Raw genomic sequence first — 24,147 nt, 5'->3', positions numbered from 1 at the left:
AGGCGGCCCGCGCGCTTCGGGTTAGAGATCGTGGTGCAAGTACGCCGCCTGTTTCGGCAGGCGCAGGCTGAACAGGAACGCGATCGCCATCATCGCCGTCACGTACCAGTAGAAGGAGTTTTCCATGCCGATGTTCTTCAGGCTCAGAGCGACGAATTCCGCTGACCCGCCGAAGATCGCATTCGCCACCGCATAGGCCAGACCAACGCCTAGTGCACGGACTTCCGGCGGGAACATTTCGGCTTTCACCAAGCCACTGATCGAGGTATAGAAACTGACAATTGCCAGCGCCACGGTGATCAGCACAAACGCCAGGAACGGGCTGCTGACGCTTTTCAGGCTCAACAGAATCGGCACGGTAAACAGCGTACCGAGTGCGCCGAACCAAAGCATCGAATTACGTCGACCGATCTTGTCAGCGAGCATGCCGAACAGCGGCTGCATGCACATATACAGGAACAGCGCGCCGGTCATGATGTAGCTGGCGGTCTTGGCGTGCATGCCGGCGGTGTTCACCAGATACTTCTGCATGTACGTGGTGAAGGTGTAGAAAATCAGCGAGCCACCGGCGGTATAACCCAGCACGGTGATGAACGCGGCTTTGTGATCGCGGAACAGTGCGCTGATGCTACCGGCGTCCTTGTGTGCACGGGTTTCCTTGTTGGTGGTCTCTTTCAGCGAACGACGCAGGAACAATGAAATCAGCGCCGCCACCGCACCGACCACAAACGGAATCCGCCAGCCGTAGGCACGCAGGTCTTCTTCGGTGAGGAATTGCTGCAGCACTACCACCAGCGACACGGCCAGCAGTTGCCCGCCGATCAGCGTCACGTACTGGAACGAGGCGAAGAATCCGCGCTGGCCCTTGAGGGCGACTTCGCTCATGTAAGTCGCAGTGGTGCCGTACTCGCCACCGACCGACAGGCCTTGCAGCAAGCGTGCGAACAACAGCAGGACTGGTGCCCAGACGCCGATATCCTTGTAAGTCGGCAGACAGGCGATCAGCAACGAGCCGAAGCACATCATCAGAATCGAGATGAGCATCGAGTTCTTGCGGCCGTGCTTGTCGGCAACACGGCCGAAAATCCAGCCACCAATCGGGCGCATCAGGAAGCCGGCAGCGAACACGCCAGCGGTGTTGACCAACTGCACCGTCGGGTTGTCGGAGGGGAAAAACGCCGGGGCGAAATAGATCGCGCAAAAGGCATAGACGTAGAAGTCGAACCATTCGACGAGGTTGCCGGACGAGGCGCCGACAATGGCAAAGATGCGCTTGCTGCGCTCTTCACCGGTGTAATGGGAGGTGGTGGTTGTCATTGTTTTTCACTCGATAGGGACAGTGAGAGTCTAGACATACTTTGCAACAGTCCCGTTCCACAGTTCCATCTGCAACACAGTTCTCCCCTGTGGGAGCGAGCCTGCTCGCGAAGAGGGAGTGTCAGACGACATTTATGTTGGCTGACCCACCGCTTTCGCGAGCAGGCTCGCTCCCACAGGGGATTGGGTGTTCTTCAGTAATCGAAGAACACGGTTTCGGCATCAGTGCCCTGCAAAATCACGTTCCACTGGTAAACACCCGACGCATCCTGCTTGGCCAGCAAGGTACTGCGACGCTCAGCCGGGACGCATTCGAGCAACGGATCATCAACGTTGGCCGGCTCGCCCTCAAAGTAAATCCGCGTCAGCAAGTGCTTCACCAACCCGCGCGCAAACACCAGTACCACCAAGTGCGGCGCTTGGGTCGAACCTTTCAGGCCCTCAACTGCACCCGGTTTGATCGTGGTGAAACGAAACCGCCCTTCAGCATCCACCGGCACCCGGCCGAAACCTTCAAAGTGCGGATCGAGCGGTTTGTCCTGCTCGTCTTCCGGGTGATCGTATTTGCCGGCGGCGTTGGCCTGCCAGACTTCGAGCATCGCGTCGTTGACGACATCGCCATTGCCATCCACCACTTGCCCGGTGATCGCCACGCGCTCGCCGAGGGTCTGCTCATTGGCGAGGTCTTCACGGTTCAGCCAGGTCAGGCCGATGTGGTAATACGGCCCGACGGTGTGGGACGTGGTCGCAGTCAGCGTCATCTTATTTCTCCATCGGCGTGGCTTCACGCCCGCGCAGCACGATGTCCCAGCGATAACCGAGGGCGTAGGACGGAATGGTTTTTTCCAGATCGAAACTGGCGATCAGACGTTCCTTGGCCGAAGTGTCCGGCACGCAGTTGTAGATCGGGTCGTACGCCAGTAGCGGATCGCCCGGGAAATACATTTGCGTAACCAGACGGGTGAGGATGCTCGGCCCGAACAGCGAAAAGTGGATATGCGCCGGGCGCCAGGCATTGTGGTGGTTACCCCACGGATAAGCGCCGGGCTTGATGGTCTGGAACTGATACCAGCCATCGGCGTCGGTGACGGTACGGCCGGTGCCGGTAAAGTTCGGGTCCAGCGGCGCGTCATGCAGGTCGCGCTTGTGGTTGTAGCGGCCGGCGGCGTTGGCCTGCCAGATCTCGACGAGAATCCCCGGCACCGGCAGACCGTTTTCGTCCAGTACACGACCGTGAATGATGATGCGTTCGCCCTGTGGCTCGCCTTCATGCTGTGCAGTCAGATCGTTGTCGGTATCGCCTACACGTTCGGCGCCGATGGTCGGGCCGGTGATTTCCGACAGCGAATGCGGCAGAAACACCAACGGCTTCGACGGCGAGCGCAGGTTGGTGGATTGATACGTCGGGTGCAGGTACTCAGGCTGAGTGCCTTCCTGCGGACGACGGTAACCAGGCTTGTCAGACATGTCGCTTTCCTCTGTTCTTTTTCTTCACGGCTTGCGTCAGACGCGTTCGATGGCCAGGGCCAGACCTTGGCCGACACCGACGCACATGGTCGCCAGACCTTTCTTGCCACCGGTCTTTTCCAACTGATGCAGCGCGGTCAGCACCAGACGCGCACCGCTCATGCCCAGCGGGTGACCCAAGGCAATGGCGCCACCGTTCGGGTTGACCTGCGCAGCGTCATCCGCCAGACCCAGTTCACGCAGCACCGCCAAGCCTTGGCTGGCAAACGCTTCGTTGAGTTCGATCACGTCAAAATCGCTGACCGCGACGCCCAGGCGCTCGATCAGTTTGCGTACCGCCGGTACCGGGCCGATGCCCATTACCCGAGGCGCGACACCGGCGCTGGCCATGCCGAGCACTTTGGCGCGGGCGGTCAGGCCGTGTTTTTTCACGGCTTCGGCGGAAGCCAGAATCAGCGCGGCGGCACCGTCATTGACGCCGGAGGCATTGCCGGCGGTGACGGTTTTGTCCGGGCCGTTGACCGGTTTCAGCTTGGTCAGCGCTTCAATCGTGGTGTCGGCGCGCGGATGTTCATCCTGGCTGACCACGGTTTCGCCCTTCTTGTGCGTGATCCGTACTTCGACGATTTCTTCAGCGAAGTAGCCGGCAGCCTGTGCGGCGGCGGTGCGTTGCTGACTGCGCAGGGCAAACGCATCCTGATCGGCGCGCGACACTTTATAGTCGTCGGCGACGTTGTCGGCGGTCTGCGGCATTGCGTCGACGCCGTATTGCGCCTTCATCAGCGGGTTGATGAAACGCCAGCCGATGGTGGTGTCTTCCAGTTTCATGTTGCGCGAGAACGCTGCGTCAGCCTTGCCCATCACGAACGGTGCACGGGACATCGACTCGACGCCGCCGGCAATCGCCAGCTCCATCTCGCCGCTGGCGATGGCGCGAAATGCGGTGCCGATCGCGTCCATGCCCGAAGCGCAGAGACGATTAAGGGTCACGCCCGGTACGCTTTCCGGCAGGCCCGCCAGCAGCAGCGCCATGCGCGCAACGTTGCGGTTGTCTTCGCCGGCCTGGTTGGCGCAGCCGAGGAAGACTTCGTCGATGGCGTTCCAGTTCACCGAGGGATTGCGTTCCATCAGGGCCTTGATCGGCACAGCGGCCAGGTCATCGGCACGCACAGCGGACAAACCGCCGCCGAACCGGCCGATCGGGGTGCGAATCGCATCGCAGATATAAACCTCACGCATCATGCTTCTCCCGGTGCCTGGCCGTGGGCGGCGGCCGTGCGCGCTTCGAGATCGCGCAGCGCGGTCAGTTCGACATCGGTCGGTTCAGCGGTGGTTTCGACGCTGTCAGCAAAACGAATCGCCCAACCGGTGGCCGCGACCACTTGCTCGCGGGTCACGCCCGGGTGCAGTGCGGTGACCACGAATTCGTGGGTGCCCTCTTCCGGCTCCATGATGCACAGGTCGGTGATGATCCCGACCGGCCCGGCGCCCGGCAGGCCCAGACGTTTGCGTGAATCGCCGCCCTCGCCGTGGCCGACCGAGGTAATGAAATCGAGCTTGTCGACAAACGAACGCGACGACTGTTTAAGGATGATCAACACGCTTTTCGCCGAACCGGCAATTTCCGGCGCGCCACCGGCACCCGGCAGACGCACTTTCGGCGAGAAGTAATCGCCAACCACGGTGGTGTTGATGTTGCCGAAACGGTCGACCTGCGCGGCGCCGAGAAAACCGACATCGATGCGCCCGCCCTGCAACCAATAGCGAAAAATCTCACCGGTCGGGACGACGGTATCGGCGGTTTCCGCCAGTTCGCCGTCACCGATGGACAGCGGCAGCACACTTGGCTTGGCGCCAATCGGGCCCGATTCGTAGATCAGCACCACGTCCGGCGAAGAAGTCAGTCGCGCGAGGTTGGCGGCTTTCGACGGCAGGCCGATGCCGACAAAGCACACCGAGCCGTTCTTCAGGCGACGGGCCGCCGCGACGGTCATCATTTCATTGGTGGTGTAAGTCATTACTTGGCCTCCGAAGCAGCGGCCAACTTGGCCTGGAACGCACTGAAGTCAGCGCAGCCATGGATGTATTCGTTGATCCACGCGGTAAACGTCTCACGGTCGCGGGCGATCGGATCCCACGCCTGATAGAAACGATTGTCACGCTCGTTGTAACCGTGGGCGTAGGACGGATGTGCGCCGCCGGGCACATGGCAGACCGCGCTCAAGGCCCACGTCGGCAATACGCAGGAGTTCATCGGTGCGTTGAGGTTGTCGACGATTTCTTCGACGGTAACGATGCAGCGCTTGGCGGCCAGTGCGGCTTCTTTCTGTACGCCGAGAATGCCCCACAGCAGCACGTTGCCCTGGCGGTCGGCTTTCTGTGCGTGGATCACGGTCACGTCCGGACGCACCGACGGTACTGCCGCCAACACTTCACCAGTGAACGGGCAAGTCACTGTCTTGATCAGCGGATTGACCTTTGGCAGGTCAGAACCGGCGTAGGCGCGCAGCACCGCGAACGGCAGGCCGGAAGCGCCGGCGACGTAGGCATTGGCCAGGTCGGCGTGGCTGTGTTCTTCGATCTCCAGCGGCTGCGGCCATTGTTTCTCGACCGCATCGCGCAGACGGTGCAGCGAACCCACGCCAGGGTTGCCGCCCCAGGAGAAAATCAGTTTGCGTGCGCAACCGGCGCCGATCAGTTGGTCGTAGATCAGGTCAGGTGTCATCCGCACCAGCGTCAGATCTTTCTTGCCCTGACGAATGATTTCATGACCTGCGGCCGTAGGGATCAGGTGAGTGAAGCCTTCGAGCGCGACGGTGTCACCGTCGTTGACGAATTGCTTCACCGCGTCGTGCAGCGAAAGAATCTCAGCCATGGAGCGGGCTCCTGTTTTTGTAATGAATCGCCAGTGATAAAAAGGCGCGAGGTTCAGCGCCGGAGTCACTGAAGATTAAGCCTCGGAAAATCACCAAACAATCCGATAATCGACTGAGTGTTCGTTTATCGAACAGATTGTTGTTTGCCTATCGTTTCGTGGCGCCGGCTGCGATCTTTTCGCTTCACACCGCGATATCAGGTGGCATCCGCATGACTGACCATGCCTTTGATCACCACCGCAGTAGTCGCCAATGCCGCCGGAATCACCAACGCCGTCAACACCTGTTCGAAATTCCAGCCCAGGCCCAACAACGTCGCGCCCATCCACGCCCCGAGAATCGCGCCGAACCGGCCAATCCCCAACATCCACGACACCCCGGTCGCCCGCCCCTGGGTCGGATAAAACCGCGCCGCCAGCGATGGCATCGCCGATTGCGCGCCGTTCACGCACATCCCGGCCACCAGCACCAAGGTCGCCAGCAACGTGATATTCCCCAGGCTCTGCCCCACCGCGTAGGCAAACACCCCGGCCAGCAGGTAGAAAACGCCGATGACCTTGTGCGGATTAAAGCGATCCATCGCCCATCCCACAGCCACCGCGCTCAATACCCCGCCAAACTGGAACAACGCACCGATGAACGCGGCTTGCTCCATGCTCGCGCCGCTGTCACGCATCAGCGTCGGCAGCCAACTGGTCAGCAGGTAAACGATCACCAGGCCCATGAAATAGGTCAGCCACAGCAGCAAGGTGCCGGTGCTGTAAGTGCCGGAGAAGATCACCGCAAACACATTGCGTGCCTTGACGGTCTTCTGTTCCGGCACGCTGAAGCTCGAGGCCTGAGCCACAGTGGCCGGATCGATCGGCGCCAGGGTCTTGCGGACTTTGTCGGTGCCACGGTTACGCACGACCAGATAACGCGCCGATTCCGGCAACCAGAACAGCAGCACCACGGCGAGAATCAACGGCAGAATCCCGCCGATCAGCAGCAGGCTGTGCCAGCCGAACGCCGGAATCAGCTTGGCGGAAATAAACCCGCCGCCCGCCATGCCGAGGTTGAAGCCGCAGAACATGCTAGTCACTAACAGTGATTTCTTGCGCTCCGGGGTGTATTCGGAAAGCAGCGTGGTGGCGTTGGGCATGCCGGCGCCCAGGCCCAGGCCGGTCAGGAAGCGCAGCACCAGAAGTTGTTCAACATTAGTGCTGTACGCCGACGCCAGACTGAAGGCACCGAACAGAACCACGGCGCCCACCAGTACGACTTTTCGCCCGAAGCGGTCAGCCAACGGGCCAGAACCCAGTGCGCCGAAAACCATACCGATCAGCGCCGCACTCATCACCGGGCCAAGGCTGGCGCGGTCGATGCCCCAGTCCTGCGACAGCGCCGGGGCAATGAAGCCCATCGCGGCGGTGTCGAGGCCATCGAGGAAGACAATCAGGAAACACAGAATCACCACCCGCCATTGATAGCGCGAGATCGGTTGGGCATTGATGAAGGTCTGCACGTCGAGGCATTGACCTACAGCGGACTGAGGCTGGTTCATTATTTTTATTCCACGCAAAAAACGCAGTCGAACGGCGGCCGGCCAAAACGCGGCACGGTCACAAGAATAGAAGGTCTGGATCAGGCGTTGCGGGAAACCCGGCAACAGCGGATGGAGCGGAGACAGTCGGGGAGCGTGCGCATGGTGAGTTGCCTCTTGTCATTATTATGGGAGTCGACAGTCCGGCGGGCTCATTCACATCAGCGCCGGATGACGCTGCCGCGACATTAATGATCCGAGGGTTTTAGCGTCAATTCGATAAACGCAACACTGTGCGTTTATCGAACAGCTTCATCAGGCGAATAACTGCGCGCTGAGGTCGCGACTGGCACTGAGCAGGCCCGGCAGGAAGCGCTGCTCCAACTCGGTACGGCTGACGCGACCGGCGTGGGTGCTGACGTTGAGCGCTGCGACCACTTGGCCGGAAGCGTCGTAGACAGGCACGGCAATCGAGCGCAGCCCCTGTTCCAGTTCCTGATCGACGATGCACCAGCCCTGCTGCCGCACTTCTTGCAGGCATTCGAGCAAAGCGTCTGGCGTATGGATCGTGCGACTGGTCTTGGCCACCAGTTCGGCGTGATCGAGGTATTCGCGCAGCGAAGTGTCATCAAGTGCCGCCAGCAGAATCCGCCCCATCGATGTGCAATACGCCGGCAAGCGCCCACCCACTGACAGGTCCACCGAAATCAACCGCTGAGTCGTCGCCGAACGCGCGATATAGAGGATGTCATCACCCTCCAGTGTGGCCATGTTGCAGGCTTCGTGCAGTTGCTCACTCATGCGGTCGAGGTACGGCTGAGCGGACACTGCCAACGGCGTCGACGACAGATAGGCGTGGCCAAGGGTCAGCACTTTGGGCAGCAATGAGTAGGTGCGACCATCCGTGGTGGCGTAGCCGAGTTTGATCAAGGTATGCAGGCAACGGCGCACGGCGGCGCGGGGAATTTCCGTGCGGTGACTGATTTGGGCGATGGTCAAATGGCGCTTGCGCTCCTGAAACGCTTGCACCACCGCCAAGCCTCGAGCCAGCGAGGTCATGAAGTCCGGATCACCGGTCAGCGCCTGGATGCGTTTGGCCGGTGAGGCGACGATCGGCGGCGCCACGGAGGTGAAAGAGTTGCGCATTTGATCGTTCATTTCTTGTCCTTCTATACGGCACGGATCAATGGGCTATACAAGCGGCTTGCCGACCAATGCACAAGCGTCGGGCTTGCAAGATTGGGCGATTATCGAACCGTCGACCGATAATCGCAATCAGCTGTGCAGGTCGCCTCAAACCCTTTCCGGGGTCCGCGCAACTTTGGCCGTTATTTGAATCAGAGCCTAAGTTGTTCGACTAAATGACGCCAAAAACTGATCGCGCGGCAAATAAGGGCCAACGCGCACTTCAACTAGCGACAAAAGTTGCGAGTCACAAAACAATCACACATCCGGAACCGTTTTTAACTTGGCAAAGATAGTCATTCCCGAATCGACCGCTATAATGCACCTCAGTGGCACCTCGTTTGTAAACGCCGAGGTCGTCACCCGCTGAGGCGATGTCCATCGCCAACAGCCCGGCCAGCGCCCGACGCGCATCACTCATGCAACGCCTGCGCTCGCTGAAACAGGAAACTGATGCTGCGTCGGTTTTTATCTGGTGCCGTAGCCGCCTGTAACACGGAAGTCTTGATCGCCCCACCGATAAAACCAGTGCCTGTCTGGGCGTTGAACTCTCGGTGGCTTCGTTCAATCGATTCGTTGCAGTGCGTTTCACCAGACACTTCACTCAACTCATACAGGTAGCACTGTGACGAAAGACGAACTGCGCGCGGAACTTGAGCGCCAGGAACAACGTTACAAGGAAGTTTACGGCGGGGAAGTCACCACCTACGCCGCTCAGCCAGAACCGGAACGCAAAGCGTGGCGTAAACGCCCTACCGTTCAGGATCAGGTCTTCAAGCAAGAAATCGAAAAGATCGAAAAGGAACTCAAAGCCGAAGAGCCTTGAGCGACGTTTTTTGCATCTATTGAAGGTTTGCGTCCGCACCGGTTACAAGCGCGGTGAAACGACGATGCCTTGCGCGCCCGCTACCCGCGGGCAGCGGCCATCACCCGGCCAGGCAGACTGAGGACGGGCGTCCTACAGGTTTCACAGATATTTCAGACAAGCGTTTGAGACCTCTCCACGCCGGTCAAAACACCTGAAAAATAAAGCTTTTATTAACTAAATCAATGACTTGAAAAACCCTACGCAACGCTAGGTTTTCATGCGCTGCAACAAATTAAATCGAAGAAGTGTGTAACCGATGAGCAGGTAGGGGATCGATTTCCAGTCTTTTCTGGCATAATCGCGCCCCCTTACGACCGGGTCAGAAAACCTTCATGATCGATTTATTCAGCGGACTGGATGCTTGGGTGCTTGTGAGCCTCTTGCTCGCCCTGACGTTTGTCCTCGCCTTCGAGTTCATCAATGGATTTCATGACACCGCTAACGCGGTAGCCACTGTTATCTACACCAAAGCCATGCCGCCCCACCTGGCGGTGTTCTTTTCCGGTGTGTTCAATTTCCTCGGCGTGCTACTGGGCGGCGTTGGCGTGGCGTATGCCATTGTCCATTTGCTGCCGGTTGAGCTGCTGATCAATGTAAACACCGGCCATGGTCTGGCGATGGTGTTCTCGTTGCTCGCCGCGGCAATCGCCTGGAATTTGGGCACCTGGTACTTCGGTATCCCGGCATCCAGCTCGCACACCCTGATCGGCTCGATCCTCGGTGTCGGCCTGGCCAACGCCCTGATCAACGACATTCCGTTGGCTGACGGCGTGAACTGGCAGAAAGCGATCGACATCGGCGCCTCGCTGGTGTTCTCGCCAATGGCCGGCTTCCTGATCGCCGCGTTGATCCTGATCGGCCTGAAGTGGTGGCGTCCGCTGTCGAAGATGCACAAGACACCGGAACAGCGCCGCAAGATCGACGACAAGAAGCATCCACCGTTCTGGAACCGTCTGGTCCTGGTGATCTCGGCTATGGCCGTGAGCTTCGTGCACGGTTCCAACGATGGCCAGAAAGGCATTGGCCTGATCATGCTGGTGCTGATCGGTATCGTCCCGGCGCAGTTCGTTCTCGACCTGAACAGCACCACCTATCAGATCGAACGTACTCGCGATGCGACTCTGCACCTGAGCCAGTTCTACCAGCGCAACGCCGATTCGCTGGGTGAATTCCTGGCCCTGGGCAAAAGCGTGGAAGGCGACCTGCCGGAGAAATTCCGTTGCAACCCGCAGCAGACCGAACCGACCATCAGCGCCCTGCTGCACACTCTTAAAGGCGTGGCGGACTACCATTCGCTGTCGTCTGATAGCCGCATCGAAGTGCGTCGTTACCTGCTCTGCCTGGACGACACCGCAAAGAAGGTTGGCAAGCTGCCTGGCCTGGAAGCCCGTGAAAAGGCTGACCTCGACAAGCTGCGTAAAGACCTGACCACCACCACCGAATACGCGCCGTTCTGGGTGATTCTGGCGGTTGCACTGGCTCTGGGCCTGGGCACCATGGTCGGTTGGAAACGTGTGGTACTGACCATCGGCGAGAAGATCGGCAAGCAAGGCATGACCTATTCACAGGGCATGTCGGCGCAGATCACCACCGCCAGTCTGATCGGTATGGCCAACATCTTCAGCCTGCCAGTGTCGACCACTCACGTTCTGTCTTCGGGCGTGGCGGGCACCATGGTCGCCAACAAGAGCGGCCTGCAGGGTGGCACGGTTCGCACCATTCTGTTGGCGTGGGTGTTGACCTTGCCGGCGACGGTTGCGCTGTCGGCCGGGTTGTTCTGGCTGGCGTCGAAGGCTTTGGGTAGTTGATAGATAGCGGTACGTGTGAAAGGCGCGATTCGAGAGGATCGCGCCTTTTTTGTGTTTGGGGATTGGGGATTGGGGGCATATCCGTTGCTTCGGGTGTTGCCGCTGGCGGTTTCGCTCTTACAGCGAGTCCCTTTTTCAAACGCCAAAAAGGAACCAAAAGGCTTTGCCCCTGGCGTACGGCACTTCGCTGAGGCTCAGTGTTCCCTCGCTACGGTGTCCATCCGGGGGCATCGCCTACGGTTTGCTTCGCTGCACCTCCTCTCGATGTATGCGGCTACGCCGCACGGCGCTACGCGCCTACCCCGGATGGACACCTACGCTCGGCCTGCCGATGGGGCAAAAAATCAAAAGCCACATCAAAAGCCAAAGCCAGATCAAGAGCCCCTCACCCTAGCCCTCTCCCGGAGGGAGAGGGGATTGATTGAGGTGTTTGGGAGAGATACGCCAACGCGCGCTACCGCGTTGAACTTAGACTTTGAAAAACACACAAATCGGCCCCCTCTCCCTCGGGAGAGGGCTGGGGTGAGGGGCGAATCCACCAAAAAACCAAAGCCGACCACCCGCTCTTCACCACTCAATAGGCCGAGTGTCAGCTCGCCTGCTCTTGATCTTGATCTTGATCCACGGGCGACGTCGGAAGGCTGAGCGGAGGGATTGATCCGGGGGTGGGAGCGCAGCGACCGTTTGGCGCAGCCAAACACAGCGAGAGGAGGTGCAGCGAAGCAAACCGTAGGCGCTGCGCCCGGATCGATCCCGCAGCGAAGGAACCCGGAGCCCCAGCGAGCGGGCCGCACGTAGGAGCAAGCGTTTTTTGCTTACTTTTTTTGGCGTTTGAAAAAAAGTGAGTCGCCGTAAGGGCGAAACCGCCAGTGGCAACCTCCGAAAAAACGGATATACACACAAACCACCCAAAGCCTGGTCGGCCCAAAGGCCGCCAAGACACAAAAAAAAAGGGGCAACCGAAGTCGCCCCAAAATGCCTTGCGTGCCCATCAATCCAGAAGAATCACTTCTTGCGCTTATTCGCGTCCTTCCAGATAAAAAATCCAAACCCTGCAAAAAACAGAACCATCAGCCCTACAGTCAGGACCCCGGCAAACACCACGTTATCGAAAAACATGACTGGCCTCCTGGCCCCTGCTCTGCTGCGATGGAACTAAGTTACCAAACACACAGGCGCACAAATTGACCGGGATCAATACCAGCAAGGAAGGGAGATAAAGGAGGGGAATTAAATGACCTGCATCAAAGGATGCAGGGGCAGATCAACGCTTTTTCGGCTTGTTTTTCGACTTTTTCCTGGCTTTTCCCAACGGCATCGCCTGTTCGAACGCCTGGCGCACTTCGTTCAGACGCTTCTCGTTAAGGTCATGCACGCGCTTGGCGCGCTCAGTGCTGAGGTCGATCAGTTTGTCGTCTTGGCTCATGGCGTCATTACATCGCTTGAAAGAATCACAACTGCCACATCACCGGCAGGACTGCGCCAATAATGCCGCCTGACGCTGGCACTGACCAGCCATTGCCAGCGACGACAGGCAACAATTGATGTACCGAACAACAGTTTTGCCCGCAGAATCTGCGCTTTGCGCCAAACCCGAGGATGTTTGCCGTGCCTTTGCACCAGGATCTGCCACCGCTGATGGCCTTGCGCGTCTTTGAAGCCGTGGCCCGCCACTTGAGCTTCATCAAGGCCGCCGACGAGTTGTCGGTGACGCAAAGTGCGATCAGCCATCAGGTACACAAACTCGAAACATTTCTGGATCAGCGACTGTTTGTCCGGCGTACCCGCGCAATCGATCTGACACCCGCCGGTGCAGCCTACTATCGCCAGATCGAACCGGCACTCGCCGCCATCGCCGCCGCCAGCCGCGAATTACGCGGCAATCAACGCACGACCTTGCGAATTGGCCTGCTGGCGTCGTTTGCCACCTTGTGGCTGGCCTCGCGACTCAGCGACTTCCGGGCCAGACACCCCGACATCCATATCGAACTGATCCCCGCCGTGCAGTTGGCCGACGTCAAGGGTGGCGAAGTCGATCTGGCCATTCGTTACGGCAAGGGCCATTGGCCGGACGTACAGGCCCGACGCTTCATGACCGAAACACTGACACCGGTGTGCAGCCCGGCCTTCAAGCGAACGGGTGTGCAAAACGGTCCCCTGTTGATGGCCAAATCGCTGCAACCGTTCGAATGGACTGACTGGAGCCAGCACAGCGGCATCGATCTGGCTCAGGTGCCGAGCGTCATGCTGCATGACTACAACATCGTGGTCGAATCAGCCGTCGCCGGTCAGGGCATCGCCATGGGACGGCAATGCCTGATCGCTCGCCGCCTCAAGGAAGGCTCCTTGGTGCCGGCCTTTGATACCGCGCCTCTACGGGGTGACATCGGCTATTGGCTGGTGACGCCGGAGCGGCCCTTGTCCGTGCCGGCCGCTTGTTTCAGCCAATGGCTGGATGAAGCCGTCGACGCATGAGCCATTTCGATTCATCGGATTAAATCTATCCGTTTGTCGCCCTCCCCTCGTTTCAACATGCTGAGGCCTTTCATTCAGGAGGTCTCAACATGAGCGAATCTCTGCGCGAGCGTATCGAACAACTCGGCCTGCACCTGCCAACACCGAGCCAGCCCATCGCCAACTATATCAACCACGTTGTCAGTCAGAACCAGTTGTTCATCTCAGGACAGATTCCGTTGCTGGATGGCAAACCTGCATTCATCGGGCGGCTCGGTGAAGCCATGAGCGAAGCAGAGGGGATCAACGCTGCCGAACTCGCCGCACTGGGTTTGCTTGCCCAACTGAGCGATGCCCTGGGCGATGACCTGTCGAAACTGGTGAGAATTATCCGCCTCGGTGTTTTTATCGCCGCCACGCCCCAATTCCAGCGTCAGGGCGCGGTCGCCAATGGCGCTTCCAACCTGCTGGTCAACGCGCTGGGCGACAAGGGCCGGCATGTCCGCACCGCCGTCGGCGTCGCCAGCCTGCCCAGCGGAGTCGCGGTAGAGCTCGACGCGATTTTCGAGCTCAAGCCGTGAACAGCGAGGACGTCGAACACCAGCGGGCAGCCACACCCGGCTGCGCGCGGATCATTCACTTCAACCATGCCGGCTCTTCACTGCCAAGTCAGGCCACCCTCGATGCGATAATCGACCAGTTGCAACGCGAAGCACTGGGCGGGCCGATGGAGGCCGCCGATCTGCAGATTCAGCAACGGGCGCGCACCGCAGCCGCGCAAATGCTGAATGCCGAACCCGAGAGCATCGCCTTCGCCAGCAGCGGCTCGGCAGCATGGAGTCAGGCATTCAATGCACTGGGGCCCTGGCAAGCGGGTGAGCGGATTCTGGTCGGGCGCCATGAGTGGGCCGGCAATCTGGCGTGCATCGCTGAAGCGGTGAAGGCCGGGGCACGTCTGGACGTCATTCCCTGTGACGCCCACGGTGCAGTCGATCCGCAGGCACTGGCGCAGATGATTGACCACAACGTGCGGCTGATCGCACTGACCTGGTTGCCCGCCAACGGGGGCCTGATCAATTCCGCCGCGCAGATTGGTCAGGTCGCGCAACGACACGGCATCCCCTACTTCGTCGATGCCGGCCAGGCCTTGGGGCAGTTACCTTGCGATGTTCAGGCCTTGCATTGCGATGTGCTCAAAGGCGCGGGACGCAAATACCTTCGAGGCCCGCGCGGCACCGCTGTGCTCTATGTGCGGCCGGGCTTCATGCAGCGTTTGCTGCCGGTGCAGCGCGACGTGCTTTCGGCGCCCTGGGACGGCCAGCGGTTTGCCTTGCGCGAGGATGCCCGGCGTTTCGAAACCAGTGAAGTGTCCTTGGCGCTACTGGCCGGACTGGCCAATGCGCTGGAAGAACACAACCGCATCGGTGCGCAGGCCATACGCCGGCGAATCGAGCAGATGAGCCGCCCGCTGCGCCAACGCTTGCAGGACATTCGCGGATTGTCATTGCAGGATCTCGGCCGCGAGCATCAGCAATCAGGGCTGATCGCCTTTACGCTGGAGGGCTGGGATTGTCTGGCCTTGAAACAGGCGCTGGCCATGCGAGGGATCAACATTGGCGCCAATGGTGTCGCCTACACCCCGCTGGACATGCAGGCGCGAGGGCTTGAGAACATTGCGCGGATCTCTCTGAGCTACCTGAACAGCGAGGCAGAAATCGACGTATTACTGACAGCGCTGAGCGAACTGGCCGCCCAGCGTCAGATCTCGATATCGACCCACAAACCCTGACGCGGTTGATCTTCCATCAGCGGCACCACCGGCACGGTGTTGTCGGCGTTCAGCTCGGTGCCGGGCACGGCCAGATGTTCTTCCGGGTCTTCGTCGGCCTCGCGGCGGCGGCGATCACGCTCCTGCTGGCGGCGCTGTTCTTCGCGCGCCATCAGGCGATCCTCTTCCGGATCGCGCTTTTGCAGATCGATCGTGCTTTCGTTGGAGCTTTCCTGCACCGGCACCACCGGAGGAATGTCCGGCCGCTGGCGGATCGGATCCTGCTGGGAAGTGATCGGCACAGCGCTCAGGGGGAGCATCGGTGGCAACATATAAAGGGTCTCCTGTCAGCAGGCTATCGGCTTGGGCAATGATGGCTTGAGCCGTCGGTCGCAAACTTGTGACCGGGTTAACACTCACCGGTGCCCTGTTATCTCGTAAAACCGACGCATGACCGCCGCCTGCTTCGACTTGCAGCTTGCAGCTAAAAGCTCGCAACTGCTGCTAATCCTTTGGCCTCGAGCCCTCATTCCGTTAAGATAGCCCGCTTTTTCAAGGTGGGAGTCAGGCAGCATGGCGCAGCAGTATCAACCGGGGCAACGCTGGATCAGTGACAGCGAAGCAGAGCTTGGTTTAGGCACCGTTCTGGCACAGGACGGCCGCTTGTTGACCGTGCTTTACCCGGCCACTGGCGAAACCCGCCAGTACGCGCTACGGAATGCGCCCCTGACCCGCGTGCGGTTCTCGCCGGGTGACAGCATCACCCACTTCGAAGGCTGGAAGATGACCGTGCAGCAAGTCGACGATGTCGACGGGCTGATGGTTTATCACGGTCTCAATGGGCAGAACGAAGCCGTCACCCTGCCGGAAACCCAGCTGTCGAACTTCATTCAGTTCCGTCTGGCCAGCGACCGTCTGTTCGCCGGCCAGATCGACCCGCTGGCGTGGTTCTCGCTGCGCTACAACACCCTCGAACACACCAGCCGCCAGCTGCAATCTTCGCTCTGGGGCCTGGGCGGCGTGCGTGCGCAACCGATCGCGCACCAATTGCACATTGCCCGTGAAGTCGCCGACCGCATCGCTCCGCGCGTTCTGCTGGCGGACGAAGTAGGTCTGGGTAAAACCATCGAAGCCGGTCTGGTGATCCATCGCCAATTGCTCTCGGGCCGCGCCAACCGCGTGCTGATCCTCGTTCCGGAAAACCTCCAGCACCAGTGGCTGGTGGAGATGCGCCGCCGCTTCAACCTGCAGGTCGCGCTGTTCGACGAAGAACGCTTCATCGAAAGCGATGCCGCCAACCCGTTCGAAGACACCCAACTGGCGCTGGTCGCGCTGGAGTGGCTGGTCGACGACGAGAAGGCGCAAGACGCACTGTTTGCCGCCGGCTGGGACCTGTTGGTCGTCGACGAGGCGCACCACCTGGTCTGGCACGAAGAGAAAGCCAGCCCGGAATACTCGCTGGTCGAACAACTCGCCGAAGTCATCCCGGGCGTGCTGCTGCTCACCGCCACTCCGGAACAACTCGGCCAGGACAGCCACTTCGCCCGTCTGCGTCTGCTCGACCCAAACCGTTTCCATGACCTGGCCGCCTTCCGCGCCGAGAGCGACAACTATCGCCCGGTGGCCGAAGCCGTTCAGGAACTGCTCGACAAAGGCCGTCTCTCGGCCAAAGCGCACAAAACCATTCAGGGTTTCCTCGGCAACGAAGGCGAAGCCTTGCTGACCGCGGTCAACGATGGCGACACCGAAGCCAGCGCCCGCCTCGTGCGCGAACTGCTCGATCGCCACGGCACCGGCCGCGTGCTGTTCCGTAACACTCGCGCCGCCGTACAGGGTTTCCCCGAGCGCAAACTGCACCCGTACCCGCTGCCGTGCCCGGACGAATACCTCGAATTGCCGCTGGGCGATCACGCCGAGCTGTACCCGGAAGTCAGCTTCCAGTCGCAGCCGGACGCCAGCGAAGAAGAGCGCTGGTGGAAATTCGACCCGCGCGTCGAATGGCTGATCGATCAGCTGAAAATGCTCAAGCGCACCAAAGTGCTGGTGATCTGCGCCCACGCCGAAACCGCGATGGATCTGGAAGACGCCCTGCGCGTGCGTTCCGGCATCCCGGCCACGGTGTTCCACGAAGGCATGAACATCCTTGAGCGTGATCGCGCTGCCGCTTATTTCGCCGATGAAGAGTTTGGTGCGCAAGTGCTGATCTGCTCGGAAATCGGCAGTGAAGGTCGCAACTTCCAGTTCGCTCACCACCTTGTGCTGTTCGATCTGCCCTCGCACCCGGACCTGCTCGAGCAGCGTATCGGTCGTCTCGACCGGATCGGCCAGAAGCACATCATCGAACTGCACGTGCCGTACCTGGAAACCAGCCCCCAAGAGCGCCTGTTCCAGTGGTACCACGAAGCGCTGAACGCGTTCCTCAACACCTGCCCGACCGGCAACGCCTTGCAGCACCAGTTCGGCCCGCGCCTGCTGCCGCTGCTCGAAGAAGCTGACGACAGCGAGTGGCAAGCGCTGATCGACGAAGCACGCACCGAGCGCGAACGTCTGGAAGCCGAGCTGCACACCGGCCGCGACCGTCTGCTGGAACTCAATTCCGGCGGCGCTGGCGAAGGTGAAGCGCTGGTCGAGGACATCCTTGAGCAAGACGATCAGTTCGCTCTGCCGATCTACATGGAAACCCTGTTCGACGCGTTCGGCATCGACAGCGAAGACCATTCGGAAAACGCCCTGATCCTCAAGCCGAGCGAGAAGATGCTCGACGCCAGCTTCCCGCTGGGCGACGACGAAGGCGTGACCATCACCTACGACCGCAACCAGGCGCTGTCGCGCGAAGACATGCAGTTCATCACCTGGGAACACCCGATGGTGCAGGGCGGCATGGACCTGGTGTTGTCCGGTTCGATGGGCAACACCGCCGTCGCGCTGATCAAGAACAAGGCACTGAAGCCGGGCACCGTACTGCTGGAATTGCTGTATGTCAGCGAAGTGGTTGCCCCGCGTTCGCTGCAACTGGGCCGTTACCTGCCGCCGGCCGCCCTGCGCTGCCTGCTCGATGCCAATGGCAACGATCTGTCGGCTCGCGTCTCGTTCGAAACGCTGAACGATCAGCTGGAAAGCGTGCCACGTGCCAGCGCCAACAAGTTCATCCAGGCCCAGCGCGATCAGCTGACGCCACGGATCAACGCCGGTGAAGACAAGATCGCCCCGCGTCACGCCGAGCGCGTGGCCGAGGCCCGTCGCCGTCTGGCGGCCGACACCGACGAAGAACTGGCGCGCCTGACCGCGTTGCAAGCGGTCAACCCGACCGTGCGTGACAGCGAACTGGTGGCGCTGCGTGAACAGCGTGAGCAGGGTCTGGCGATGCTGGATAAAGCGGCGTTGCGACTGGAAGCGATTCGGGTGTTGGTGGCGGGCTAAACCGCCCTGCTCCAGCGCTGAAAACAGAAAGGCCCGCAGCGATGCGGGCCTTTTTGTTTGCCTGTTATTTGTTAGTTGATGCTGATGGCCCCTTCGCGAGCAAGCTCGCTCCCACAGTCTGGAATGCGTTCCCATGTGGGAGCGAGCTTGTTCGCGAAGGCGGCTATGCAGTCGCCGCAGCCACTTCTGGCTCAACGACAGCAACCAAACCTTCCTTCATCCGCTGCGCATCCCGCACAAAACACCGCGCAGCCAGAAACAGAAACACCATGGTCAAGAACAGCGCCACCGGAATCAAATACATCGCGTCATGCAGCCCCACAGCCTTGAACGCCTCGGTCATCTGCTCCGCCCCCGCCGCCAGCATCGCCGTGTGCGCAAAGTGATCCGACAAGCCACCGACCACCACCGGCCCCAAACCGCCACCGAGCAAATACAACCCGGCAAAGAACAACGCCATCGCCGTGGCCCGCAGACGCGGTTCGACCACGTCCTGAATCGCCGTGTAAACACAGGTGTAGAAGTTGTAGGCAAACAGCCAGCCAACGCTGAACACCGCGACAAACACACCGATCTCGATACGCCCGGCATGCAGCGCCCACGCCGTGCACAGCGTCGAAATAATCAGACTGAACGCCGCAAACAACAGCCGCCCATTGGCCACGCGCTGGTGAATCTTGTCAGCAATCCAGCCGCCTAACGTCAAACCCACCAGCCCGGTCACCCCGACGATCATGCCGGTGGCCACCGCCGCTTCCTGCAACGGCATCAGGAAATAACGCTGCAGCATCGGCACCAGAAACGAATTACAGGCATACGTCGCGAAGTTGAAGCACAACCCGGCCATCACCAGCCAGAGAAAGGTCGGCACCGCCAGAATCCGGCGGATCGGCCTGTCGACTTTCTCTTGAGACACTTGCACGGTTTCCGCCGCGCCGCGCTTCGGCTCCTTGATGAAGAACATGAAGATTGCCAGGATCAACCCCGGCACCGCTGCAATGAAGAACGGCGCACGCCAGCTATCGAACGCCTTGACCATCGCACCGATGGTGAAGAACGCCAGCAACAATCCCAGCGGTAACCCGAGCATGAAAATGCCCATCGCCCGCGCCCGCCGATGCGCCGGAAACAGGTCGCCAATCAGCGAATTGGCCGCGGGCGCATAACTGGCCTCGCCGATGCCGATGCCCATGCGCACGATCAGGAAACTCCAGAAACTGCCGACCAGACCATTGACCGCCGTCAGCGCACTCCACGTCGCCAGACCCCAGCCCATCAATTTACTGCGCGAGCCGGTGTCGGCCATCCGCCCCAAAGGCAGGCCGGCGATGGCGTAAACAATGGTGAAGGCGGTGCCGACGATCCCCAGTTGAAAGTCGCTGAGATGCCATTCCATGCGGATCGGCTCGATGATGATCGCCGGAATGGTGCGGTCGAAGAAGTTGAACAGGTTGGCGAGGAACAGCAGGAACAGAATGCGCCAGGCATTCGCCGCTTGGGTCGAGTTCTGCATGGGTCCGTCTCTTTATTGTTATAGGGCTTCACTGCCAACGCATCCGAGCCCGGAACCTGCAATCTAGTGAGCCCGTCGGAAGCTGTCTGTGATCATTCGTCTGCCTGATATCGGCTCATGCCACTGTAACGAAACGTAAGCCCTTGATAAGTCTGCAATCCCCCGAAAACCGGGGCTTTTGCGGCAAAACCTTGCCACAAAAAAATAGTTTCGCGCCCCCCTTCCCAAGTCTGTGGCGAAGCCTAGAATGGCGGCCGGATCCGTCCGGATCTCCCGATCAATCCCTTTGATACCCTCGCCCATGTCTGAAGTCAGTCCGTGTCTGAATTGCGGTGCCTGCTGTTCCCATTTTCGCGTGTCTTTCTTTTGGGGGGAGTGCTCATCTTCCGGCGGCACGGTGCCTGATGAGCTGGTCACACAGATCAGTCCCAGCCGGGTGGCGATGAACGGCACCGACTGCAAATCGCCGCGTTGCACGGCGTTGGTCGGCGAAGTCGGCAGCGAGGTGAAGTGTTCGATTTATGAATTGCGCTCCAGCCCCTGCCGCGAGTTCGAGTCGTCATGGGAAAACGGCGAACAAAATGTCGATTGCGACAAGGCCCGTGCGCGTTTCGGCTTGCCGCCCCTGCAACCGGACTGGGCGCAAATCCCTTTCGAACAGATCGCGTAAGCCTTTAGCGCCAATCGCTATGACGCTAATGCCGAAATCATTAGCACCAATGTGCCACTACCCCTTCCACAGCAAAAACCGCCTCTATACTCCAGTCATTCGCCTGCGTTGACCGCGCAGTAAGGACGACTTCAGAAATGGGGCATGCTATGGAGTGGCTTGGTTTGCAGTTTGTCACCGAGCTGCCGGAGAGCGGGCAGGTCATTTTAGATTGCACACATAACCCCTTACTGGTGCTGGTGGCCTATCTGGTTGCCTGCGCGGCCAGTTTTGCCACCCTCGATATGGCCGAGCGGGTTGGCCATGCCGAAGATGCAGGCTCACAACGCCTTTGGCGCTGGATCGGCGCGACCTGTCTGGCCGGCGGCATCTGGGCCATGCATTTCATCGGCATGCTGGCATTTCAGGCGCCAATTGAAATCCATTACGACCTGCCGATCACCCTGTTTTCCCTGCTGATCGCCCTGCTCGCCTCGTGGCTGGCCATGCACACGCTGAGTGAAGCGAAACCCAGTCTGTTGCGGTACCTGAAAACCGCCATCGTTATCGGTCTGGGCATCGCCGGCATGCATTACGTCGGCATGGCGGCGATGAAATCGAGCGCTACCGCTTATTACCAACCGTCGCTGTTCGTACTGTCAATCGCCATCGCCATCGGCGCCAGCTTCGCTGCGTTGTGGGTGGCGGGTTATCTGCGCGAAGGCAGCGGCCTGGTGCATCAGATGCTCAAGTACGCCGCGGCACTGATCCTCGGTGCCGGCATTTTCAGCATGCATTTCACCGGCATGGCGGCGCTGAATCTGGTCCTGCCGGCAAACAGCTTGCCGTCGATAGCAGCCGAAATCAGCCACCTGCAATTGGGGCTTACGGTCGCGCTGATCACCCTGCTGATCCTTGGCAGCGCGATCAGCGCCGCGCTGGCCGACAAGAAACTGCAGAACAAGGAGCACGATTTGCGGCGGGTCAACGCGCTGCTCAGCCAACTCGATCAAGCCCGGATGTCACTGCAACAAGTGGCCAATTACGACGCTCTGACCAACCTGATCAACCGTCGCGGTTTCAACCAGATATTCGCCGAGAAACTCAGTCAGAAAACCAGCGAAGGCGGCATGCTCGCGGTGATGTTTCTCGACATCGACCACTTCAAGCGGATCAACGACAGCCTCGGCCATGACGCCGGTGACGAACTGCTCAAGGTCATCGCCAATCACATCAAAGGTTCGGTGCGCAGCCATGAAGACGTGGTCGCGCGCTTCGGCGGTGACGAGTTCTGCATCCTCATCAGTCTTCGTGAGCGTGAAGAAGCCCGCAACATGGCCCAGCGCATCATGCTCAAGATGAAAGAACCGATCGAACTGGCGGGACGTCGCATGGTGATGACCACCAGCATCGGCATCAGCCTGTTTCCGGAGGATGGCACCACCTGCGAGGAACTGCTCAAGCACGCCGATCTGGCGCTGTATCAATCCAAGGGTGCAGGACGCAACGGTCTGCATTTTTTCAGTTCCAACCTCAAGACCCGCGCCAGCTTCGAGCTGCAACTGGAAGAAGAACTGCGCCACGCCCTGCGCGAAGAAAACGGTTTGACGCTGTATTACCAACCGATCTTCGAACTGAAAACCGGCCGCGTCACCAAGCTCGAAGCGCTGATTCGCTGGCAGCATCCGCTACATGGTTTGCTGACCCCGGATCGTTTCATCTCGATTGCCGAAAACAACGGTTTGATCGCCGAACTGGACAACTGGGTGCTGCGCCGCGCGTGCAAGGATCTGGGTGAACTGTCACGGCATGGCTGCGAAGAACTGAAAATCGCCTGGAACTGCTCGCCGCTCAATCTCGCCCGCGAAGAACTGGCCACTGAAATCGAAAATGCGTTGCGCAGCGCGGGGGTCGCTCCGGAACGGCTGGAGCTGGAGGTCACCGAAAACGCATTGATGGGCAATATCGCCAACACCCTGGTGCTGCTGCGGCAGATCCGTGCGCTCGGTGTGTCGCTGTCGATCGACGACTTCGGCACCGGCTATTCGTCGCTCGCCTACCTCAAACGTCTGCCGCTCAACACGTTGAAAATCGACCGCTCGTTCATCCTCGACATCCCCAAGGCCACGGCGGACATGGAGATCGTCCAGGCGATCATCGTCATGGCGCACACCCTGCATCTACAGGTGGTCACCGAAGGCGTGGAAAGCCTGGAGCAATACGAATTCCTTGAACGCTCGGGCTGCGACTTCATCCAGGGTTACCTGCTCAGTCGACCGGTGCCGCTGGACGAACTGCGCCCGGTGCTGGAAGAAATCAATCAGCGCAAGCATTCACACGCGGTCAATCCGTTGATTCTGGCGCGCGGTACATTTGCACCAGTGTCGCTGGATCCTGCGCCAAAAAGCCCTGCGCCCCATGCAGGCGCATCAATTGTGCGGCCAATCCGCTGATCGGTGTCGCCGAGCCTTGTTCGCGGGAAAACTTCACTGCCGTATCAAGATCCTTGAGCAAGGTGCGCACGTGCCACTTGATCGGTTCGAAACGGCTTTCGGCCATTTGCGGGGCGAGAATCTGCAAAGGTTTCGAATCGGCGAAACCGTCGGCCAACGCTTTGGCGATCAGGCTGGCATCGACCCCGGCCTTCTCGGCCAGCGCCACTACTTCGGCGATCACCAGCGCATTGCAGGCGACGATCATCTGGTTGCAGGCCTTGGTCACTTGGCCCGCGCCTATGCCGCCCATGTGCGTGACACGCTGACCGAGGTTGAGCAGCACTGCACGCACGCGTTCAAGATCTGCTACTTCGCCACCGGCCATGATCGCCAGGCTACCGGCCTCGGCACCGACCACGCCGCCGGACACCGGTGAATCCAGCCAGGCCATGCCGGTTTTCTCCAGCAGTTCGGCGGCCATTTCGCGCGTGGCCGTCGGTTCCAGGCTGGAAAAATCCACCAGCAACTGGCCTTTTTTCGCACCTTCGGCAACACCCTGCGGGCCGAACACGACTTCGCGCACCACTGCAGTATCGGCCAGACACAACATCACCACGTCGGCGTGTGCGCACAGTTCCGCAGGGCTTGCGACCTGTCGGGCACCTGCCTCGACCAGTGGCGCGCACTTGGCCGGGTTGCGGTTCCACACGGTCAGCGGGTAACCCGCCGCCAACAGCCGCCGGCACATGGGCAGGCCCATCAGACCGATTCCGGCGAACCCCAACGAAGGTAGCGTTGACATCATTTTGCCTCTTTTCGATTAAAGATCGCCGAATAATGGCCGATTCATCAACGATCAGGAAAG

General features: G+C 60.0%; 22 protein-coding genes. 8 read left to right on the top strand and 14 right to left on the bottom strand.

What is annotated here, in order from left to right; genetic code table 11:
* Positions 1 to 21 precede the first annotated feature (21 nt).
* The 9 genes from ACZ0A4_RS01595 to ACZ0A4_RS01555 form a co-directional block, all read right to left on the bottom strand.
* Positions 22 to 1,317 (bottom strand): MFS family transporter, encoded by a 1,296-nt coding sequence (locus ACZ0A4_RS01595; RefSeq protein ID WP_095049154.1) that lies wholly within the window; start codon positions 1,315 to 1,317, stop codon positions 22 to 24.
* A 194-nt stretch (positions 1,318 to 1,511) separates the two neighbouring features.
* The gene (gene pcaG / locus ACZ0A4_RS01590; RefSeq protein ID WP_463572788.1) at positions 1,512 to 2,078 is read right to left on the bottom strand and encodes a protocatechuate 3,4-dioxygenase subunit alpha; all 567 of its coding nucleotides are present in this window, start codon (positions 2,076 to 2,078) and stop codon (positions 1,512 to 1,514) included.
* A gap of 1 nt (position 2,079) precedes the next feature.
* Positions 2,080 to 2,784 (bottom strand): protocatechuate 3,4-dioxygenase subunit beta, encoded by a 705-nt coding sequence (gene pcaH / locus ACZ0A4_RS01585; protein WP_008080089.1) that lies wholly within the window; start codon positions 2,782 to 2,784, stop codon positions 2,080 to 2,082.
* Positions 2,785 to 2,820: 36 nt separating this feature from the next.
* Positions 2,821 to 4,026 (bottom strand): 3-oxoadipyl-CoA thiolase, encoded by a 1,206-nt coding sequence (gene pcaF, locus ACZ0A4_RS01580; protein ID WP_463572787.1) that lies wholly within the window; start codon positions 4,024 to 4,026, stop codon positions 2,821 to 2,823.
* Positions 4,023 to 4,802, bottom strand: coding sequence for a CoA-transferase subunit beta (locus tag ACZ0A4_RS01575; RefSeq protein ID WP_463572786.1), 780 nt, complete (start codon positions 4,800 to 4,802; stop codon positions 4,023 to 4,025). The genes pcaF and ACZ0A4_RS01575 overlap by 4 nt, the downstream gene beginning before the upstream one ends.
* Positions 4,802 to 5,659 carry a CoA transferase subunit A gene (locus tag ACZ0A4_RS01570; protein ID WP_160056420.1) on the bottom strand — a complete coding sequence of 286 codons (858 nt, stop codon included), beginning with the start codon at positions 5,657 to 5,659 and terminating at the stop codon, positions 4,802 to 4,804. Before ACZ0A4_RS01570 ends, ACZ0A4_RS01575 begins: the two co-directional genes overlap by 1 nt.
* A 197-nt stretch (positions 5,660 to 5,856) precedes the next feature.
* Positions 5,857 to 7,203 (bottom strand): 4-hydroxybenzoate transporter PcaK, encoded by a 1,347-nt coding sequence (pcaK, locus tag ACZ0A4_RS01565; protein ID WP_463572785.1) that lies wholly within the window; start codon positions 7,201 to 7,203, stop codon positions 5,857 to 5,859.
* 294 nt (positions 7,204 to 7,497) lie between these two features.
* Positions 7,498 to 8,340 (bottom strand): pca regulon transcriptional regulator PcaR, encoded by an 843-nt coding sequence (gene pcaR, locus ACZ0A4_RS01560; protein WP_007917109.1) that lies wholly within the window; start codon positions 8,338 to 8,340, stop codon positions 7,498 to 7,500.
* A gap of 274 nt (positions 8,341 to 8,614) precedes the next feature.
* A complete protein-coding gene (locus tag ACZ0A4_RS01555; protein ID WP_463572784.1) occupies positions 8,615 to 8,788 on the bottom strand; it encodes a hypothetical protein in 174 nt (57 codons plus the stop codon).
* A gap of 204 nt (positions 8,789 to 8,992) precedes the next feature.
* Between ACZ0A4_RS01555 and ACZ0A4_RS01550 the strand changes: the two genes are divergently transcribed.
* Both ACZ0A4_RS01550 and ACZ0A4_RS01545 read left to right on the top strand, forming a co-directional pair.
* Entirely contained in the window at positions 8,993 to 9,193 is a 201-nt protein-coding gene (locus ACZ0A4_RS01550) for a hypothetical protein (RefSeq protein WP_008080067.1), read from the top strand.
* Positions 9,194 to 9,567: 374 nt separating this feature from the next.
* Complete coding sequence (locus ACZ0A4_RS01545; protein ID WP_064119763.1) at positions 9,568 to 11,043, top strand: inorganic phosphate transporter; 1,476 nt, start codon at positions 9,568 to 9,570, stop codon at positions 11,041 to 11,043.
* 1,005 nt (positions 11,044 to 12,048) lie between these two features.
* Here ACZ0A4_RS01545 and ccoM read toward each other — a convergent pair.
* Both ccoM and ACZ0A4_RS01535 read right to left on the bottom strand, forming a co-directional pair.
* Positions 12,049 to 12,162 (bottom strand): cytochrome c oxidase subunit CcoM, encoded by a 114-nt coding sequence (gene ccoM, locus ACZ0A4_RS01540; RefSeq protein WP_003222396.1) that lies wholly within the window; start codon positions 12,160 to 12,162, stop codon positions 12,049 to 12,051.
* 145 nt (positions 12,163 to 12,307) lie between these two features.
* Positions 12,308 to 12,469: a hypothetical protein gene (locus ACZ0A4_RS01535; RefSeq protein WP_273914343.1), complete on the bottom strand. Its 162-nt coding sequence runs from the start codon at positions 12,467 to 12,469 to the stop codon at positions 12,308 to 12,310.
* A 182-nt stretch (positions 12,470 to 12,651) separates the two neighbouring features.
* Between ACZ0A4_RS01535 and ACZ0A4_RS01530 the strand changes: the two genes are divergently transcribed.
* From ACZ0A4_RS01530 to ACZ0A4_RS01520, 3 genes are all read left to right on the top strand, one after another.
* Positions 12,652 to 13,518, top strand: coding sequence for a LysR substrate-binding domain-containing protein (locus ACZ0A4_RS01530; protein WP_463572783.1), 867 nt, complete (start codon positions 12,652 to 12,654; stop codon positions 13,516 to 13,518).
* Between the two features lie 89 nt (positions 13,519 to 13,607).
* Positions 13,608 to 14,078: a RidA family protein gene (locus ACZ0A4_RS01525; protein WP_463572782.1), complete on the top strand. Its 471-nt coding sequence runs from the start codon at positions 13,608 to 13,610 to the stop codon at positions 14,076 to 14,078.
* A complete protein-coding gene (locus ACZ0A4_RS01520; RefSeq protein WP_463572781.1) occupies positions 14,075 to 15,286 on the top strand; it encodes an aminotransferase class V-fold PLP-dependent enzyme in 1,212 nt (403 codons plus the stop codon). Before ACZ0A4_RS01525 ends, ACZ0A4_RS01520 begins: the two co-directional genes overlap by 4 nt.
* Here ACZ0A4_RS01520 and ACZ0A4_RS01515 read toward each other — a convergent pair.
* Positions 15,256 to 15,597, bottom strand: a complete 342-nt coding sequence (locus ACZ0A4_RS01515; RefSeq protein WP_025110749.1) for a hypothetical protein — start codon at positions 15,595 to 15,597, stop codon at positions 15,256 to 15,258. The two genes, ACZ0A4_RS01520 and ACZ0A4_RS01515, sit on opposite strands and share 31 nt — an antisense overlap.
* A gap of 241 nt (positions 15,598 to 15,838) precedes the next feature.
* Between ACZ0A4_RS01515 and rapA the strand changes: the two genes are divergently transcribed.
* Complete coding sequence (gene rapA, locus ACZ0A4_RS01510) at positions 15,839 to 18,685, top strand: RNA polymerase-associated protein RapA (RefSeq protein ID WP_463572780.1); 2,847 nt, start codon at positions 15,839 to 15,841, stop codon at positions 18,683 to 18,685.
* A gap of 163 nt (positions 18,686 to 18,848) precedes the next feature.
* Here the strand turns inward: rapA and ACZ0A4_RS01505 are convergent, their stop codons facing one another.
* A complete protein-coding gene (locus ACZ0A4_RS01505) occupies positions 18,849 to 20,198 on the bottom strand; it encodes a spinster family MFS transporter (protein ID WP_463572779.1) in 1,350 nt (449 codons plus the stop codon).
* A gap of 301 nt (positions 20,199 to 20,499) precedes the next feature.
* On the opposite strand from ACZ0A4_RS01505, the gene ACZ0A4_RS01500 reads away from it, so the two are divergent.
* Both ACZ0A4_RS01500 and ACZ0A4_RS01495 read left to right on the top strand, forming a co-directional pair.
* Complete coding sequence (locus ACZ0A4_RS01500) at positions 20,500 to 20,868, top strand: YkgJ family cysteine cluster protein (RefSeq protein ID WP_007918504.1); 369 nt, start codon at positions 20,500 to 20,502, stop codon at positions 20,866 to 20,868.
* A gap of 149 nt (positions 20,869 to 21,017) precedes the next feature.
* On the top strand, positions 21,018 to 23,300 hold the full coding sequence (locus tag ACZ0A4_RS01495) for a putative bifunctional diguanylate cyclase/phosphodiesterase (RefSeq protein WP_463577474.1): 2,283 nt from the start codon (positions 21,018 to 21,020) through the stop codon (positions 23,298 to 23,300).
* On the opposite strand, the gene ACZ0A4_RS01490 is transcribed toward ACZ0A4_RS01495, so the two are convergent.
* Positions 23,191 to 24,087 (bottom strand): NAD(P)-dependent oxidoreductase, encoded by an 897-nt coding sequence (locus tag ACZ0A4_RS01490; protein WP_463572777.1) that lies wholly within the window; start codon positions 24,085 to 24,087, stop codon positions 23,191 to 23,193. The genes ACZ0A4_RS01495 and ACZ0A4_RS01490 overlap by 110 nt on opposite strands.
* Between the last annotated feature and the right edge of the window lie 60 nt (positions 24,088 to 24,147).

This window comes from Pseudomonas sp. AC172 (genome assembly GCF_979258595.1).
Note: the sequence above shows the minus strand (reverse complement) of the source record. Positions and strands in the feature narration are given on the sequence as shown.

Bases quoted from the DNA above. Each gene is read 5' to 3' on its own strand.
- ACZ0A4_RS01595 (WP_095049154.1), bottom strand. From the start codon at position 1,317: ATGACAACCACCACCTCCCATTACACCGGTGAAGAGCGCAGCAAGCGC.
- pcaG (WP_463572788.1), bottom strand. From the start codon at position 2,078: ATGACGCTGACTGCGACCACGTCCCACACCGTCGGGCCGTATTACCAC.
- pcaH (WP_008080089.1), bottom strand. From the start codon at position 2,784: ATGTCTGACAAGCCTGGTTACCGTCGTCCGCAGGAAGGCACTCAGCCT.
- pcaF (WP_463572787.1), bottom strand. From the start codon at position 4,026: ATGATGCGTGAGGTTTATATCTGCGATGCGATTCGCACCCCGATCGGC.
- ACZ0A4_RS01575 (WP_463572786.1), bottom strand. From the start codon at position 4,802: ATGACTTACACCACCAATGAAATGATGACCGTCGCGGCGGCCCGTCGC.
- ACZ0A4_RS01570 (WP_160056420.1), bottom strand. From the start codon at position 5,659: ATGGCTGAGATTCTTTCGCTGCACGACGCGGTGAAGCAATTCGTCAAC.
- pcaK (WP_463572785.1), bottom strand. From the start codon at position 7,203: ATGAACCAGCCTCAGTCCGCTGTAGGTCAATGCCTCGACGTGCAGACC.
- pcaR (WP_007917109.1), bottom strand. From the start codon at position 8,340: ATGAACGATCAAATGCGCAACTCTTTCACCTCCGTGGCGCCGCCGATC.
- ACZ0A4_RS01555 (WP_463572784.1), bottom strand. From the start codon at position 8,788: ATGAGTGATGCGCGTCGGGCGCTGGCCGGGCTGTTGGCGATGGACATC.
- ACZ0A4_RS01545 (WP_064119763.1), top strand. From the start codon at position 9,568: ATGATCGATTTATTCAGCGGACTGGATGCTTGGGTGCTTGTGAGCCTC.
- ccoM (WP_003222396.1), bottom strand. From the start codon at position 12,162: ATGTTTTTCGATAACGTGGTGTTTGCCGGGGTCCTGACTGTAGGGCTG.
- ACZ0A4_RS01535 (WP_273914343.1), bottom strand. From the start codon at position 12,469: ATGAGCCAAGACGACAAACTGATCGACCTCAGCACTGAGCGCGCCAAG.
- ACZ0A4_RS01525 (WP_463572782.1), top strand. From the start codon at position 13,608: ATGAGCGAATCTCTGCGCGAGCGTATCGAACAACTCGGCCTGCACCTG.
- ACZ0A4_RS01515 (WP_025110749.1), bottom strand. From the start codon at position 15,597: ATGTTGCCACCGATGCTCCCCCTGAGCGCTGTGCCGATCACTTCCCAG.
- rapA (WP_463572780.1), top strand. From the start codon at position 15,839: ATGGCGCAGCAGTATCAACCGGGGCAACGCTGGATCAGTGACAGCGAA.
- ACZ0A4_RS01505 (WP_463572779.1), bottom strand. From the start codon at position 20,198: ATGCAGAACTCGACCCAAGCGGCGAATGCCTGGCGCATTCTGTTCCTG.
- ACZ0A4_RS01500 (WP_007918504.1), top strand. From the start codon at position 20,500: ATGTCTGAAGTCAGTCCGTGTCTGAATTGCGGTGCCTGCTGTTCCCAT.
- ACZ0A4_RS01495 (WP_463577474.1), top strand. From the start codon at position 21,018: ATGGAGTGGCTTGGTTTGCAGTTTGTCACCGAGCTGCCGGAGAGCGGG.
- ACZ0A4_RS01490 (WP_463572777.1), bottom strand. From the start codon at position 24,087: ATGATGTCAACGCTACCTTCGTTGGGGTTCGCCGGAATCGGTCTGATG.